The organism is Candidatus Accumulibacter sp. ACC003, from assembly GCF_907163085.1.
Taxonomy (GTDB): domain Bacteria; phylum Pseudomonadota; class Gammaproteobacteria; order Burkholderiales; family Rhodocyclaceae; genus Accumulibacter.
This window is the reverse complement of the sequence record NZ_CAJQTX010000004.1, coordinates 225485-241006: the sequence shown is the minus strand read 5'-3', so window position 1 is coordinate 241006 and position 15522 is coordinate 225485. Positions and strand designations below refer to the sequence as shown.

The 15522-nt window shown below is 68.0% G+C and carries 15 protein-coding genes; 11 read left to right on the top strand and 4 right to left on the bottom strand.

What is annotated here, in order from left to right; translation table 11 throughout:
• The first annotated feature begins 50 nt into the window (after positions 1-50).
• Genes gcvT through gcvP form a run of 3 tightly spaced genes read left to right on the top strand, consistent with a single transcriptional unit; the run spans position 51 to position 4505 of the window.
• Positions 51-1142, top strand: a complete 1092-nt coding sequence (gene gcvT / locus QZ656_RS08050; RefSeq protein ID WP_291992914.1) for a glycine cleavage system aminomethyltransferase GcvT — start codon at positions 51-53, stop codon at positions 1140-1142.
• A gap of 57 nt (positions 1143-1199) precedes the next feature.
• Entirely contained in the window at positions 1200-1583 is a 384-nt protein-coding gene (gene gcvH, locus QZ656_RS08045) for a glycine cleavage system protein GcvH (RefSeq protein ID WP_291992913.1), read from the top strand.
• A gap of 33 nt (positions 1584-1616) precedes the next feature.
• A complete protein-coding gene (gene gcvP / locus QZ656_RS08040) occupies positions 1617-4505 on the top strand; it encodes an aminomethyl-transferring glycine dehydrogenase (RefSeq protein WP_291992912.1) in 2889 nt (962 codons plus the stop codon).
• Positions 4506-4510: 5 nt separating this feature from the next.
• Here gcvP and QZ656_RS08035 read toward each other — a convergent pair whose 3' ends face one another.
• Positions 4511-5113 carry a hypothetical protein gene (locus QZ656_RS08035; protein WP_291992911.1) on the bottom strand — a complete coding sequence of 201 codons (603 nt, stop codon included), beginning with the start codon at positions 5111-5113 and terminating at the stop codon, positions 4511-4513.
• A gap of 213 nt (positions 5114-5326) precedes the next feature.
• Between QZ656_RS08035 and QZ656_RS08030 the strand changes: the two genes are divergently transcribed.
• From QZ656_RS08030 to QZ656_RS08005, 6 genes are all read left to right on the top strand, one after another.
• Positions 5327-5809, top strand: a complete 483-nt coding sequence (locus QZ656_RS08030; protein ID WP_291992910.1) for a glutathione peroxidase — start codon at positions 5327-5329, stop codon at positions 5807-5809.
• A gap of 72 nt (positions 5810-5881) precedes the next feature.
• Positions 5882-6475: a DUF2946 family protein gene (locus QZ656_RS08025; protein WP_291992909.1), complete on the top strand. Its 594-nt coding sequence runs from the start codon at positions 5882-5884 to the stop codon at positions 6473-6475.
• The gene (locus QZ656_RS08020; protein ID WP_291992908.1) at positions 6472-7269 is read left to right on the top strand and encodes a ferritin-like domain-containing protein; all 798 of its coding nucleotides are present in this window, start codon (positions 6472-6474) and stop codon (positions 7267-7269) included. Before QZ656_RS08025 ends, QZ656_RS08020 begins: the two co-directional genes overlap by 4 nt.
• A gap of 22 nt (positions 7270-7291) precedes the next feature.
• A complete protein-coding gene (locus QZ656_RS08015; protein ID WP_291992907.1) occupies positions 7292-8497 on the top strand; it encodes a multidrug effflux MFS transporter in 1206 nt (401 codons plus the stop codon).
• 114 nt (positions 8498-8611) lie between these two features.
• A complete protein-coding gene (gene clpX / locus QZ656_RS08010; protein WP_291992906.1) occupies positions 8612-9613 on the top strand; it encodes an ATP-dependent Clp protease ATP-binding subunit ClpX in 1002 nt (333 codons plus the stop codon).
• Positions 9614-9746: 133 nt separating this feature from the next.
• Entirely contained in the window at positions 9747-10496 is a 750-nt protein-coding gene (locus QZ656_RS08005; RefSeq protein ID WP_291993217.1) for an alpha/beta hydrolase, read from the top strand.
• A 202-nt stretch (positions 10497-10698) separates the two neighbouring features.
• On the opposite strand, the gene QZ656_RS08000 is transcribed toward QZ656_RS08005, so the two are convergent.
• Complete coding sequence (locus QZ656_RS08000) at positions 10699-10899, bottom strand: hypothetical protein (protein ID WP_291992905.1); 201 nt, start codon at positions 10897-10899, stop codon at positions 10699-10701.
• Positions 10900-11122: 223 nt separating this feature from the next.
• Between QZ656_RS08000 and QZ656_RS07995 the strand changes: the two genes are divergently transcribed.
• Together QZ656_RS07995 and QZ656_RS07990 are read left to right on the top strand one after the other, a co-directional pair.
• Entirely contained in the window at positions 11123-12181 is a 1059-nt protein-coding gene (locus tag QZ656_RS07995) for an MBL fold metallo-hydrolase (protein ID WP_291993216.1), read from the top strand.
• Positions 12182-12304: 123 nt separating this feature from the next.
• Entirely contained in the window at positions 12305-12964 is a 660-nt protein-coding gene (locus tag QZ656_RS07990) for a peroxiredoxin (protein WP_291992904.1), read from the top strand.
• A gap of 126 nt (positions 12965-13090) precedes the next feature.
• On the opposite strand, the gene QZ656_RS07985 is transcribed toward QZ656_RS07990, so the two are convergent.
• Both QZ656_RS07985 and QZ656_RS07980 read right to left on the bottom strand, forming a co-directional pair.
• The gene (locus tag QZ656_RS07985; RefSeq protein ID WP_291992903.1) at positions 13091-14695 is read right to left on the bottom strand and encodes an ABC transporter permease subunit; all 1605 of its coding nucleotides are present in this window, start codon (positions 14693-14695) and stop codon (positions 13091-13093) included.
• Entirely contained in the window at positions 14692-15519 is an 828-nt protein-coding gene (locus QZ656_RS07980; RefSeq protein WP_291992902.1) for an ATP-binding cassette domain-containing protein, read from the bottom strand. The genes QZ656_RS07985 and QZ656_RS07980 overlap by 4 nt, the downstream gene beginning before the upstream one ends.
• Positions 15520-15522 lie beyond the last annotated feature (3 nt).

Below are 15522 nucleotides of genomic sequence, written 5' to 3'. Positions count from 1 at the left end.
CCTTTTTCGTTTCCGGAATCCGCTTCAATAAACTCTCCCAAGGAATTGATATGATGCAGAAAACTGTCCTCAATGACATCCATCGCCGAAGTGGCGCGCGGATGGTCGATTTCGGTGGCTGGGAGATGCCTGTCCATTACGGCTCGCAGATCGACGAGCACCATGCGGTGCGCCGCGACGCCGGCATGTTCGACGTTTCGCACATGTGCTCGGTCGATATCGAGGGCGCCGACGCGGCGGCTTTCCTGCGGCGATTGATCGCCAACAATATCGACAAGCTGACGGTCGCCGGCAAGGCGCTGTACAGCGCGATGCTCAACGAAGACGGCGGCGTGATCGACGACCTGATCGTCTACTACCTGGCCGACGGCAACTACCGGATGGTGATCAACGCCGGCACCGCCGACAAGGATCTGGTGTGGATGAAGTCCCGCCTCGACGACTGGCAGCTGGCGGTGACGCTGACGCCGCGTCGCGAGGGCGCCGGCGCGCTGGCGATGATCGCCGTGCAGGGCCCGAACGCGCGCCAGAAGGTCTGGGACGCGCAGCCCGGCTGCCGCGCGGCGTGCGAGGCCTTGCAGCCCTTCTTCGCCGCGCTCAGCGGCGAGCAGTTTATCGCCCGCACCGGCTATACCGGCGAAGACGGTTACGAGATCGCGCTGCCCGCTGACCAGGCGGCCGGCCTGTGGGAAGCTCTCGCCGCTGCCGGCGTACAGCCCTGCGGCCTCGGCGCGCGTGACACGCTGCGCCTGGAAGCCGGCATGAATCTTTACGGCCAGGACATGGACGAGAGCGTCTCGCCGCTCGACGCCGGCCTGGCGTGGACCGTCGACCTCGTTTCGCCGCGCGACTTCGTCGGCAAGGCGGCGCTGCTTGCCCGACCGCCGCAGGTCCAGTTTCTCGGCCTGGTGCTAAGCGAGCGCGGCGTCCTGCGTGCGCACCAGCAGGTGATCAGCGAGCACGGCACGGGTGAAATCACCAGCGGCAGCTTCTCGCCGACGATGCAGCAGGCGATCGCGCTGGCTCGCCTGCCGCTGGCCGTGGCGATCGGCGATCGCGTCGAGGTGGCGATCCGCGACAAGCTGCTCGCCGCGAGCGTCGTCAAACCCTGCTTCGTTCGCCATGGCCAGGTTCTCGTTTGATGGCATCCTTTTGATAATCCCACTCTTCTCACGCAAGCTCATTTTCCAGGAGAACCCATGAATATCCCCGCCGACCTCAAGTACACCAAAAACCATGAATGGATCCGCAGCGAAGCCGACGGCACGCTGACCGTCGGCATTACCGACCACGCGCAGGAGTTGCTGGGCGACCTGGTCTTCGTCGAATTGCCGGCTGTCGGCGCCGAATTCGCGGTCGAACAGGAAGTGGCCGTCGTCGAATCGGTCAAGGCGGCTTCCGACGTTTACGCGCCGGTAGCCGGCACCGTCGTCGCCGTCAATCAGGCGACTGCCGACTCGCCCGAGCTGGTCAACCAGGACGCTTACGCGGCGTGGCTGTTCAAAATCACGCCGGCCGCTGCCGACGACGTTGCGACGCTGCTCGACGCCGCCGCTTACCAACAGCTCGTAGACGCCGCTTAAGCGGAGTAACTCGCACCGCCACCGGAAGAATCCATGGACGCCACAGCCCCCTCCCCGACCCTCGCCGAACTCGAGCAGCGCGACGATTTCGTACACCGCCACATCGGCCCCGACGCGACCGAGATTGCCGCCATGCTGGCCAGCATCGGCGCCGCCAGCCTCGAACAACTCGTCGAGCAGACGATCCCGGCGGCGATCCGCCTGCAGTCGCCGCTGGCGCTCGCCGGGCCACGCCCGGAACGCGAGGCGCTGGCGGCGCTGCAGGCGATGGCCAGTCGCAATGTCGTCCAGCACTCGCTGATCGGCATGGGCTACGCGGATACCGTGACGCCGACGGTGATCGTCCGCAACGTCCTTGAAAACCCTGGCTGGTATACCGCCTACACGCCCTACCAGGCAGAAATCGCGCAGGGCCGCCTCGAGGCCCTGCTCAATTACCAGCAGATGGTCATCGACCTGACCGGCCTCGAACTCGCCAATGCCTCGCTGCTCGACGAGGCGACCGCCGCCGCCGAGGCGATGACCATGGCCAGGCGGCTCAGCAAGTCGAAGTCGAACGTGTTTTTTGTCGACGCCGCATGCTTCCCGCAAACCATCGACGTGATCAAGACGCGCGCCGCCTTCTTTGGCTTCGATCTGGTCTTCGACTCGCCCGAGGTGGCGGCGCAACAGGAGGTCTTCGGCGCGCTGTTTCAGTACCCGAACGACCGCGGTGAAGTCGCCGACCTGAGCGGCGCGATCGCCGCCGTCAAGTCACGCGGCGGCATCGTCGCCGTCGCCGCCGACCTGCTGGCGCTGGTGCTGCTGCGCTCGCCCGGCGAAATGGGCGCCGATATCGCCCTCGGCTCGTCGCAGCGCTTCGGCGTACCGCTCGGCTTCGGCGGTCCGCACGCGGCTTTCTTTGCCACCCGCGACGAACACAAGCGCTCGGTTCCCGGCCGGATCATCGGCGTTTCGGTCGACAGCCGCGGCAACAAGGCGCTGCGCATGGCCTTGCAGACCCGCGAGCAACACATCCGGCGCGAAAAGGCCAACTCCAACATCTGCACCTCGCAGGTTCTGCTGGCCAACATCGCCGGCATGTACGCGGTCTATCACGGCCCGCAAGGGCTGCGCCGAATTGCCCAACGAATCCACCGGCTGACGGCGATCCTCGCCACCAGCCTGCGTCGTGCCGGCATCAAGGTGCTGACCGGGCAATTCTTCGACAGCATCCGCGTCGATCTCGGCGGCCATGCGCTGAGCGCCTACAAGGAGGCCATCGACGACGGCTACAACCTGCGCCAGGTCTCGCCCGGCGTCCTTGGTATCGCGGTGAATGAAAAGACCTCGGCGACCGATATCAGCGTGCTGATCAGGTTGCTGGCCGGAATCAGCCCCGACCTCGGCCCGCTCGACGACGATCTGCAGCTTGCCGACGCCAGCCTGCCGCCCGAGCTGCTGCGCCAGGACGCGATTCTCACGCATCCGGTGTTCAATACGCACCACACCGAACACGAGATGCTGCGCTACCTGAAGAAGCTGCAGAGCAAGGATCTGGCGCTCGACCACTCGATGATTTCGCTCGGCTCGTGCACCATGAAACTCAACGCGACCAGCGAGATGATCCCGATCACCTGGCCGCAATTCGCCGACATCCACCCCTTCGCGCCGCTCGAGCAGGCGCAGGGTTACCTGCAGATGATCGCCGAACTCGAACAATGGCTGCGCGCGATCACCGGTTTCGACGCCATCTGCATGCAGCCCAACTCGGGCGCGCAGGGCGAGTACGCCGGCCTGCTGGCGATCGCTCGCTACCACGCCAGCCGCGGCGAAGGCTGCCGCCGGGTCTGCCTGATCCCGCGTTCGGCGCACGGGACCAACCCCGCCACGGCGCAGATGTGCGGCATGCGCGTGGTCGTTGTCAATTGCGACGAGTCGGGCAACATCGACCTCGCCGACCTCGGCGCCAAGGCCGCGCAGCACGCCGCCGACCTGGCGTGCCTGATGATCACCTACCCGTCGACGCACGGCGTCTTCGAGGAAGCGGTGCAGGAGATCTGCGCCATCGTGCATACGCATGGCGGCCAGGTGTACATGGACGGCGCCAACCTCAACGCGCAGCTCGGGCTGACTTCGCCGGCGCTGATCGGTGCCGACGTCAGCCACATGAATCTGCACAAGACCTTTTGCATCCCGCACGGCGGCGGCGGCCCGGGGATGGGGCCGATCGGCCTGAAAGCGCATCTGGCACCGTTCATGGCCAACCACAGCGTGCAGCCGGTGGACGGCCCGCACGCCGGCCAGGGCGCGGTCGCCGCGGGCCCCTGGGGTTCGGCGTCGATCCTGCCGATCTCGTGGATGTACATCGCGATGATGGGCGGCAGCGGCCTGACGCGCGCGACGCAGGTGGCGATCCTCAACGCCAACTACGTCGCCAGGGCCCTGCAGGAGCACTACCCGGTGCTCTACAGCGGCCGCCAGGGGCGCGTCGCGCACGAATGCATCCTCGACATCCGGCCGCTCAAGGCGAAGACCGGCGTCTCCGAGACCGACATCGCCAAGCGCTTGATGGATTATGGCTTTCACGCGCCGACGGTGAGCTTCCCGGTGGCCGGAACGATGATGGTCGAGCCGACCGAGTCGGAGTCGAAAGCCGAACTCGACCGCTTCATCGCGGCGATGACCGCCATCCGCGCCGAGATTGGCGAGATCGAGGCCGGCCGCTGGCCGGCCGACGACAACCCGCTGAAGAACGCGCCGCATACCCAGGCCGATCTCGTCGACGAGCACTGGCGCCGGCCGTACAGCCGCCAGCAGGCCGTTCTACCGCTGCCCTGGGTCGCCGACAACAAGTTCTGGCCGAGCGTCAATCGCGTCGACGACGTGCATGGTGACCGTCACCTGTTCTGTGCCTGCGTGCCCATCGACGAGCAGGCGTAGGCGCCTCAGCAGCGCCGGCCGTCGGGCCACAGGCAAGTGCCCACGCTGTGCTCGGTGGGCGGCGCGGCGATCAGCGAATCGAGCCGCCGCGCCAGCTCGGCCGGCGACGTCCACCAGGTCGCCGCGAGGCCCTTGAAGGGACCGATGCCGGCGATCGCGTTGTGCACCGCCGCGCCACAAAACAGCGGCATCGCGCGGTCGGCCTCGGGCAGGCGCGCGACGACGGCGGCAAACTGCGACGGCGGCAGCGTAAAGCGATAGATGCGGATCAGCGGGCCATCGACCATCTGATAGGCGACGTAATCGGCCAGACTCGCTGGCCGCCGGTCGCCACTCGCGGCGCGAACGTTGCGGTAACTGCCGGCCGGATCGCTCAGGCGCGCGCCGGCAAAGAGCCCGGCGTGATTGCCGAGAACGGCGTTGTTGTTGATCACCACGACCACCTCGTTGTCGCCGGGGTCGGCGAGATGGATCGCCGGGTTGGCCGCGTCGAACGAGCTTTCGCCAGCAGCGACGGGCGCGTCGCCCGGGTCCGGCGGCGTCGCGCAAGCGACCAGCAGCCACAGCGCTGGAGCCACAAGGGAAGACAGGCGAAACGCCGCGTTCATCGTCGTACCCCGCTGATCAGGAAACCGCCGCGCCGACGCGCCGCCAGCCCGTTATCGATCACCAATCGTCGTGCCGGTCAATGATAAGTCAGCCGCCGCCTGCTCGTCAGCGCAGCGATCGCACGCCTCGGCGGCTGACGCACGACACGCCGTTTCTCGGTACACTGCGTGACTTCGCTATTCCCAAGACCAGCACGCTCCGGAGACATGGCCATGACCGCAGCAATCCACGAATTCACCGCCGATCGCCTCGCCGGCGGCAGCCAATCGCTTGGCGACTACGCCGGCAAGGTTCTGCTGATCGTCAACACCGCCAGCAACTGCGGCTTCACGCCGCAGTACGAGGGACTTGAAGCGCTTTACCAGCGCTATCACGAACGCGGCCTCGAGGTGCTCGGCTTTCCGTGCAACCAGTTCGGTTCGCAAGAACCCGGCGGCGCCGACGAAATCGCCAGCTTCTGCGAGAAGAACTACGGCGTCAGCTTCCCGATGTTCGCCAAGATCGAGGTCAACGGCGACAACGCGCACCCGCTCTACCGCTACTTGAAAAAAGCCGCGCCCGGCCTGCTCGGCAGCGAGGGAATCAAGTGGAACTTCACCAAGTTCCTGGTCGATCGCCAGGGCGAGGTGGCCACGCGCTACGCGTCGGCAACGACGCCCGAGAGCATCGCCGCCGACATCGAAGAACTGCTTTGACGAAGCGTAGCGCATCGCGGCTGCGCGACCAACGACTCGCCCGGCAAGAGCCGTCACCGACCAGGCAAGACCTTGCCGAGTCCTGACTTCAGCGCCATGCTGCGCTGGCCGAACGTGCCGGCGTGCTACGGCTGGCTGGCGCTCGACCGCCGCGGCCGCTGGCGGCTGCGCGGCGAGGCGCTGAGCCACGCCGGCCTGATCGACTTCCTCAATCGGCAGTACGCGCACGATGCCGACGGCAACTACTTCGTGCAGAACGGGCCGCAGCGTGTTTTCGTCGAACTCGAATATACGCCGTGGGTGTTGCGCCTGGCGGCGCCCGATCGGCTCGAAACGCAGCTCGGCGAAGAAGTCGGCGAAATCCGTGCCGCGGCGATCGACGAGGAAGGCAATCTGCTGCTCGAGACCGCCGCCGGCATCGCGCTGCTCTGCGACCGCGACCTGCCGGCGCTGCTCGACTGCCTGCAGCTCGCCGACGGTCGGCCCGCCGACGACGACGCGCTGCTGGCGGCGATCGCGCAGCCCGGCGGCAGCGCGCTGACGCTGGCCTGGCAAGGCGCTCGCCTGCCGCTGCAGACGCTGCTTCGCGCGCAGGTGGCGCAACGCTACGGCTTCGTCAGCTCGCCGCAGGAAACACCTGCAGCGAGCCCGGGCAGCGCGCCATGAATCTCCGCCAACTCGCGCTCGACGCCTTGCTGCTGCGCACGCACCCGGAAAAGTGCGCGGCCGTCAAGGCGATCCCGAAGAGCGCCGACGCGCACTCGTTCGCCGCCCCCGATCAGCAGCGACTGGCCAGGGAAACGCTGCCCGGGCGCAGCGCCACACCGGCGCTGGTGCCGCCGGCCGAACTCGCGCGCCGGCCGGTGAACAGCGTCGCCGGGCGCGCGGCGCTGTTTCATTCGCTGGCGCACATCGAGTTGAACGCGGTCAATCTGGCGCTCGACGTCGTCTGGCGCTTCGACGACCTGCCCGCCGACTTCTACGCCGACTGGCTCGGCGTCGCTCGCGAAGAAGCGCAGCACTTCGAACTCCTGCACGAACACCTGCAAACGCTGGGCTTCACCTACGGCGATTTTCCCGCGCACGACGGCTTGTGGGAGATGGCCGAGCGGACCCGCGACGACCTCCTGGCACGCCTGGCGCTGGTGCCGCGGACGCTCGAGGCGCGCGGTCTCGACGCCGCGCCACCGATCCGCGACAAGCTGCTGAGCGTCGGCGACCAGCGCGGCGCGGCAATCCTCGAAATCATCCTGCACGACGAAATCGGCCACGTCGCGATCGGCAATCGCTGGTACCGCTGGCTCTGCGGACAACGCCAGCTGGAACCGCTGGCGTGCTACGCCGAACTCGCGCAACGCTACCGCGCGCCGCGCCTGCGCGGCCCCTTCAACCTCGCCGCGCGGCGCGCCGCCGGCTTCGACGAAGACGAGCTGGCAGCGCTCCTGCAGGCACCATCATGAGCCGGCAGCGCCGCGCCGCCCGATGAGCGCGCCACCCCCGACGTTCGGCCTGGCGGTGCTACTGACGACGCTGGTCGCGCTGGGCCCGCTGTCGACCGACCTCTACCTGCCGGCGCTGCCGACGCTGGCCAGGGTCTTTGCCAGCGACGCCGCCGGCGTGCAACTGACGCTGTCGGTCTTTCTCGCCGGCTTTGCCTGCGGCCAGATTTTCTACGGCCCACTATCCGATCGCTTCGGCCGCCGGCCGCTGATGCTCGGCGGGCTGGCGATCTATGGCCTGGCAACGGTCGCCTGCGTCCTGGCGAACAGCATCGAGACGCTGATCGCCGCGCGCTTCGTGCAGGCGCTCGGCGCCTGTGCCGGCCCGGTGCTCGCGCGCGCGGTCGTTCGCGACGTCTGGGGTAGCAGCGAGTCGGCGCGGATCATCGCCTACATGGGCGGAGCGATGGCCATCGCGCCACTGCTCGGGCCGACCCTGGGCGGTTTCCTGACGGTTCTCTTCGGCTGGCAATCGAACTTCATCGTGCTGCTGCTGATTGCCCTGCTGCAGGGCTTCGCCGTCGCCCGCCTGCTGCCCGAGAGCAACGTCCATCGGCACGCCGGCGCGACCAATCCTCGGCAGCTCTTCGCCACCTTCCGGCGACTGCTGGCCGACCGCCGCTACCTCGGCTACGTGCTGACCTTCTCGTTTTCGTACAGCGCGCTGTTCGCCTTCATCTCGGCGTCGTCATTCATCCTGGTCGACCGTTATGGCCTGTCGCCGCAGATCTATGGGATGTGCTTCGGCCTGGTCGTCGCCGGCTATGTGCTCGGCTCGGTCACTTCGGGGCGGCTGGTCAGGCGCTTCGGCGGCGACACGCTGCTGGTCTGCGGCGCCGGCCTGGGAGCGCTTGCCGGCGCACTCATGGCGGCGCTCGAGTTCGCCGGCGTGCACAGCATCGCGGCGCTTCTCGGGCCGATGTTCTTCTGTACGCTGGCCACCGGGCTGGTGATGCCGAACGCCATCGCCAGGGCGCTGACGCCGTACCCGACGATCGCCGGCTCGGCTTCGGCGCTGATGGGTTTCGTGCAAATGAGCATCGCCGCGCTGGTCGGCATCGCCGTCGGCCACGGCTTGAGCGGCGGCAGCGGCGCGCTGGCCGCCGGCGTGGCGATCTGCACGGCGCTGGCGCCGCTCTCCTACCTGGTGCTGATCCACCGCCGACCAGACCCGACGCCGCCTGCGTAGCCCCCCGACGAGCACCCGTAGAGTCCGATTGATCAGGCCAGCCGCCGCCTTTGAGCCTAAGATAAGGCCCTGCAGCAATCACCCACCACCTTCGCTGACCACGGAGCCCGCCGCTTGCTAGCCAAAGAAACCACACCCAGCGCGATCGTCCGCTACCTCGATCAGTACGTCATCGGCCAGGAGGAAGCCAAGAAGGTCCTCGCCGTCGCGGTCTACTCGCATTACCGCAAGATCGCCACCTTCGCGCCCGACAAGGGCAGCATCGCCAAGAGCAACGTGCTGCTGGTCGGACCTTCGGGAACCGGCAAGACGCTGCTCTGCGACACGCTGTCGCGGATGCTCGGCGTTCCTTTCGTGACCGCCGACGCCACCTCGCTGGCGCAGACCAAGTACGTCAACGAGGAAATCGAGGCGGTGCTGCAGCGACTCGTCGACAAGGCCGACGCCGACATCGCCAAGGCGCAGCACGGGATTATCTTCATCGACGAAATCGACAAGCTGAAAGCGACCAACTCGCAATCGGGAGCGATTTCCGGCGAAAGCGTCCAGCACGCGCTGCTGAAGATCATGGAAGGCTCGCCGGTCAAGCTCAAGGACAATCAGTACATCGACACCAGCAACGTCCTGTTCATCTGCGGCGGCGCTTTCGTCGGCCTCGAGAACATCATGTCCAAGACGCACGGCTTCGGCTTCATCGCCACCACCGCCGACGACAACCAGAACATCCTCGACCGCCTGAACAAGCGCGTCAAGCCGACCGACCTCTTCGAGTTCGGCCTGATTCCCGAGTTTACCGGCCGCCTGCCGGTGATCGCCAACCTGCACCAGCTGAGCAAACCAATGCTGGTGAGCATCATGAGCGTGCCGAAGAACTCGATCTACCGGCAGTACGTCGAGATCTTCCGCGGCGAAGGCGTCGAACTGCGCATCGGCGCGCGCGTCTTCGAGCAGATCGCCGAAATCGCCATCGAGTACAAGACCGGCGCGCGCAGCCTGCGCGGTATTTTCGAGGAACTGATCACGCCTATCCTCTACATCGTCCCCGATCATCCCGAGATCGGCCGCGTCGAAATCACCTCGCTGTTCGAGGACGCACGCTATGTCGGCCGCAAGTGAGCGCGCTCCGGCCTGCTCGCCGCAGCACCGTTCGGACGCGCACCGCGGCAGCGCCTGGGCCGGCGCGCGCCGCGCGGCGCTCGGCGCGATCAGCCTGCTCGTCGTCTGCTTGCTGGTATTGACCGGAGTCAGCATGTTCCAGGACCAGCTGCTCTACTTTCCCGAACGCGCCAGCGTCGCCGAGATGGCCTCCGACGGCCTCTCGCCGTGGCCCGACGCTACCGATTTCCGCGGCTTGCTGGCCGAAGCCGACGGCCCGGCGCGCGCCACGGTGCTGGTTTTCCACGGCAACGCCGGGCACGCCGGCCACCGCCGCTTCTACGTCGAGGCGCTCAGCCACCTCGGTCTGCGAGTGATCCTCGCCGAGTATCCGGCTTACGGCCCGCGCGCCGGTGCCCTCGGCGAGGAGAGCCTGGTCGCCGACGCCGCCCAGAGCATCGCCCTGGCGCAGCAGCTGTACGGTGCGCCGCTGCTGGTGATCGGCGAATCGCTGGGCGCCGGCGTCGCCGCCGCGGCCAGCGCGCAGCAGCGCACGCTGGTCAGCGGTCTGTTGCTGATCACGCCGTGGGACCGGCTGGCGAGCGTCGCCGCGCACCACTACCCGCTGCTGCCGGTGCACTGGCTGTTGCGCGACCACTACGACAGCGTCGCCAGGCTGCGCTCCTTCGACCGGCCGGTGCAGCTGCTGATCGCCGCCGACGACAGCATCGTGCCAGCGCCGTACGGTCGGGCACTGTACGCGGCGCTCGGCCAGCCGAAGCGGCTGACGGTGATCGACGGCGCCGACCACAACGACTGGTTCTACCGTCTCGACGCCGCCTGGTGGCGGCAGGCGATCGATTTTCTGCTGGCCACCAGCGACGCCGAGCCACGCTCACCCTGACGCTGGCGCGCTGCGCCGCGTTCAGCGTTTGGCGGCGGCTGGCGTCGCTTGCAGCGCCGCCAGCCCGATCCGCAACAGCAGCAGAACGCTGCCGAGGCGCGGATCGAAGTCGACGATCAGGGCGCTTCTCCTGCTGATGGCGGCGAATATTGCGCCGGCCGCTCTACAGACTTTTCCACAGACTTTTCCACAGATTTTTCACTTACTCACCCAGCCACTCGTCGATTGGCAGCGACGCGAACGACGGCGAATCGTCGAGCGGGCGAAGGTCGCGATCGAAGAGCTGCAGACAAATCGCGCCGACGCGACCGGCCAGGCCGAAACCCGGAGACGAAAACTCGAAGGTCAGGCGATAGCTGCCGATCATCATCAGGATCAGCGCGAAGCTCAGCTCGGCGATCACCGATCACACGCGATGACGCGCGTTGGCTGGCCGTTGGCGCGTCGCCAGAACGTCGGCGACGGACATTGCCGCCGGCCGTGCCGATCTGCGTTACCATTTCTGCGCGGAGATTGCGCTGAGGGTTTCTTCAGGGTCTACAGCGCAGCGCCAGCCAACGTCGCCCTTCGGGCCAGGCTCGGCGCAGACGCCGCATTCGGGCGGCAACACGCTACAGGAGGCGCTGATGATTCTCGAACAAATTGCCACTGGCGGCTGCCAGTCCTACCTGGTCGGCTGCGACGACAGCAGCTCGGCGGCGCTGATCGATCCCGAGATCAGCAAGATCGACCACTACCTGGCCTTGGCGGCGCGTGACGGCTTGCGGATTCGCTACCTGATCGATACGCACACCCACGCCGACCATTTCTCGGCGACGCGCGAATTGGCGCGGCGCCTGGCGGTGCCGGTGGTGATGCACCGCAGCAGCGCAGCGCCGTTTGTCGACCTGCGAATTGGTGACGGCGAGATGTTGCTGATCGGGCAACTGCGCCTGCGCGTGATCTATACGCCAGGCCACACCAGCGACTCGATGTGCCTGCACATCGACCGCCACCTGTTCACCGGCGACACACTGCTGATCGGTGGCACCGGCCGCACCGACCTGCCGAGTGGCGACCCGGAAGCACTGCACGACAGCCTCTTTCGGCGCATCCTGACGCTCGACCCCGAGACCAGGGTCTTGCCGGCGCACGACTACAAGGGCCGCCAGCAGTCGACCATCGGCAAGGAGCTGGCGACCAATCCGCGCTTGCAGGCACGCGACCGCGCGACCTTCGTCGACCTGATGCAGAACCTCAACCTGTCGATGCCGACGCACGTCACCGAAGCGCTGCGGACCAATATGAGCGGCGGCAAATCGGTCGCCCAGCTGCTCGCCGAGGCGGCGGCGAAAGTGCCCTTCATGGCGCTCGAGGAACTCCGGGCGCGCGTTCAAGCGGCCGCGCTCGGCGAGCCCGGCGACGACGAGCTGATCGTCCTCGACGTGCGCGAGCGCGACGCCTACGAGGGCGGCCACATCCCGCGCGCGCGCCTGCTGCCACGCGGTCAGCTCGAGTTGCGCGTCAACCAGGAACTGCCCGACCCGACGCGCCGCATCCTGGTCTGTTGCGAACTCGGCCAGGTATCGACGCTGGCGGCGGCGACCCTGCACGAGATGGGCTTCGCGCACGTGGTGGCGCTCGACGGCGGCATGAAGGCCTGGCGCGTCGCCGGCTATCCGCTGAACTCGGGAGCGCAAAGCTGAGTCCTATGAACGGCAGCGACGCCGGCGCAGGGCCACGCGCCGACCACTGCCGCCGCCTTGAAACGCCAGCACTGCTGGCGACGGTTTAAGCAGATTCCTCACGCAGATCGAAAGGAGTACCGCATGGGACTACACATTGGCGACGAAGCGCCCGATTTCACCGCCCCGAGCACCGAGGGCATGATCCACTTCCATCAATGGATGGGCGACAGCTGGGCGATCCTGTTCTCGCATCCGAAGGATTTCACACCGGTGTGCACCACCGAGCTGGGCTACCTGGCGCGCCTCAAACCCGAATTCGATCAGCGCAATACCAAGGTCATCGGCCTGTCGATCGACAGCGTCAGCGACCACCAGCGCTGGGCTGGCGACATTGCCGAAACGCAGGGGGCGGCGCTGAACTACCCGCTGATCGGCGATACCGAGCTGGTCGTCGCCAAGCTCTACGACATGATCCACCCGAACGCCAGCGGCCAGGCCGCCGAGCGCACGGCGGTCGATAACGCGACGGTGCGCTCGGTTTTCCTGATCGGCCCGGACAAGAAGATCAAGCTGACAATGACCTACCCGATGAGCGCCGGACGCAATTTCGACGAGGTCCTGCGCGCGCTCGACGCCATCCAGCTGAACGCCAAACACAGCGTCGCCACGCCGGTGAACTGGCGGCCGGGCGACGACGTGATCATCCCGCCGACGGTTTCCGACGAAGCCGCCAGGGCCAAGTACCCGGGCGGCTGGAAAACGCTCAAACCGTATCTGCGCGTCGTGCCGCAGCCGAAGTAAGCCGCCCGGCCGCCCGGATGGCGTCGGGGCTCATCCGGGTGAGACCGCTCGCGGCGCACGCTGCAGCGCGGTGGTCGCTCGGCAAGCGCGCTGGTGCCACTCTTCCACCACCCTCCCCCAGCGCCCTTAACCGAGCCGGCGACGTAGCCAGGCGCTCGCGGCATCGACGATCACCGACAGCAGCAACATCGCGGCGATCAGCGTGCTCGCCTGCGCGTAGTGAAACAGCGACAGTTCGACGTAGAGCAGCTGGCCGAGACCGCCGGCGCCGACGAAGCCGAGAATCGCCGCCATGCGGATATTGATTTCCCAGCGGTAGAGCGCGTAGGCGACGAGTTGCGGCGTCACCGCCGGCAGCGTGCCGTAGAGGAAGGCCGCGGCGGCCGGCGCGCCGGCTTCGACGAGCGCGTCGCGCGGCGTCGGCGGCGCGTTCTGCAAGGCTTCGGCGAACAGCCGCCCGAGGACGCCGCTGGTATGCAGGGCCAGCGCCAGGATGCCGGCAAAAGGCCCGAGGCCGGCGGCCAGCGCCATCAGCGTCGCCCACACCAGTTCGGGAACCGAGCGCAAGGTGTTGAGCAGCAGGCGCGTCAGCTGCGCCAGCGCTGGCCCATGCCGGCCCGACGCCGGCAAGGCCAGCAGGGCGCCGCCGACCGCGGCGAGCAAGGAGCCGAGCACCGAGATGGCGAGCGTTTCCAGCGATCCCCAGGCGACCTTCTGCAAGCAGCCAGGCGACAGATCGAGCGGGAAGAACAACACCAGGAAATCGCCCAGCGACGTCGCCGCGGCGCGCGTCAGCAAGGCGCCCAGACCGAGGTCAAGCGCAACGAAGCTGGCCACCACGGCGCCGACGAGCAGCACCAGCCCGGCCAGCGCCAGCGGCCCGACCGCTAGCGCGCGCTGGCGACTGCCGGCGTCGGCGAGCTGCCGACGGAGAAACGACGAGCAGCCGTCGGCGGCCAGCACCAGCATCAAAAAGGTCAGCAGGATGCTCGCCGCCTCGCCGCCGTTGAGCATTTTCATCGACTGGTCGAGCAACTGCCCGAGGCCACCGGCGCCGACAAAACCCATCACCACCGACGCGCGCAGCGCGCACTCCCAGCGATAGACGGTGTAGGAGGTCAGTTCCTGCGCGCAGCCCGGCAGCAGGCCGTAGCACAGCGCGTGCAGGCGACTGCTGCCGGCTTCGAGGAGCGCGCGCGCCGGCCGCTGCTCGCCCGATTCGAGAATCTCGGCATAGACCTTGGCGAGCATGCCGCCGTAGGTCAGCGCCAGGGCGAGCACGCCGGCGGCCGGACCAAGGCCGAAGACGCGCACGAAAAGCAGCGCCCAGACGAGCTCCGGAATGCCGCGCAAGACAACCAGCAGCACCCGCAGGCCGGCCCGCAGCAAGTCGCCACGGCGGCGGCCGGGGCCCGGCCCGAGTCGCGAAATCGACAGCGCCTGCGTCGTCGCGATGGCCAGCGGCACGGCGACGACGAAGGCCAGCGCGATACCGGCGCTGGCGATCGCCAGCGTCTCCAGCGTCGCCTGTACGAGGTAGCCGAGGAACTCGTGACCGCTCGCCGGTGGCAGAAAGCCGCCCAGGAAAGCGCCGATCACGCGCAGGTTCTGGGCCTCGAAGAGCAGCCAGGGACGGAACTCGCCGAGCACCGCCATCGGCCACAGCGCGAGCAACGCCAGCAACACGCCGGCAGCGCGCGCCGGCGCCGCCGGGTCGCGCCGCCGCATCATCGCCAGCAGCCGCCAGGCGGCGCTGCGTTGGCCGCGGCGCGCGGCGCGGGCCCTGGTGCCGACGCTGACGACGCCGGCGACGGACCGCTGTCGCTGGCGTACAGCTCGCGCAGCAGCGCCGCGTCGACGGCGGCGGCTGGCCGGTCGAAGGCGACACGACCGTCACGAATTCCGACGATGCGCGGGAAACACGACAGCGCCAGATCGACGGCGTGCAGGCTGGCGACGAGCGTCGCGCCACGCGCCACGGCGTCGGCGCTGAGCACCTGCAGCGTCTGCCGCGCCAGCGTCGGGTCGAGCGCCGACACCGGCTCGTCGGCGAGGATCAGTTGCGCTTGCTGGTAGAGGACGCGGGCGACGCCGACGCGCTGCAACTGGCCGCCCGAGAGGCGGTCGCAGCGGTCGAACAGGCGCTCGTCGAGATCGAGTCGCGCCAGCGCCGCCGCCGCGCCGGCGATATCGAGCGGATACGCCAGCGACGCGACGCCCTTCCACCACGGCCAGCTCCCGAGCCGACCGGCGAGCACCGCGGTGACCACGCGCTGGCGCGGCGGCAGCGGCGGCGCCTGATGCGCGACGCCGATGCGCGCGCGCAAGCGCCGCAGCTCGACCGCCGACGCGGCCCAGGGGTCGAGCTCGAGCACCGCCAGCTGGCCGGACGACGGCCGCAGCGCGGCGCCCAAGACGCGCAACAGGCTGGTCTTGCCGGCGCCCGACGCGCCGACGATGGCGATCTGCTCGCCGGCGCGCGCCGCCAGGGCGATCTCGCGCAGGGCGACAAAGCCGTTGGCGTGCGCCAGCGAAACGTCTTGCAGGCGGAACAAGCG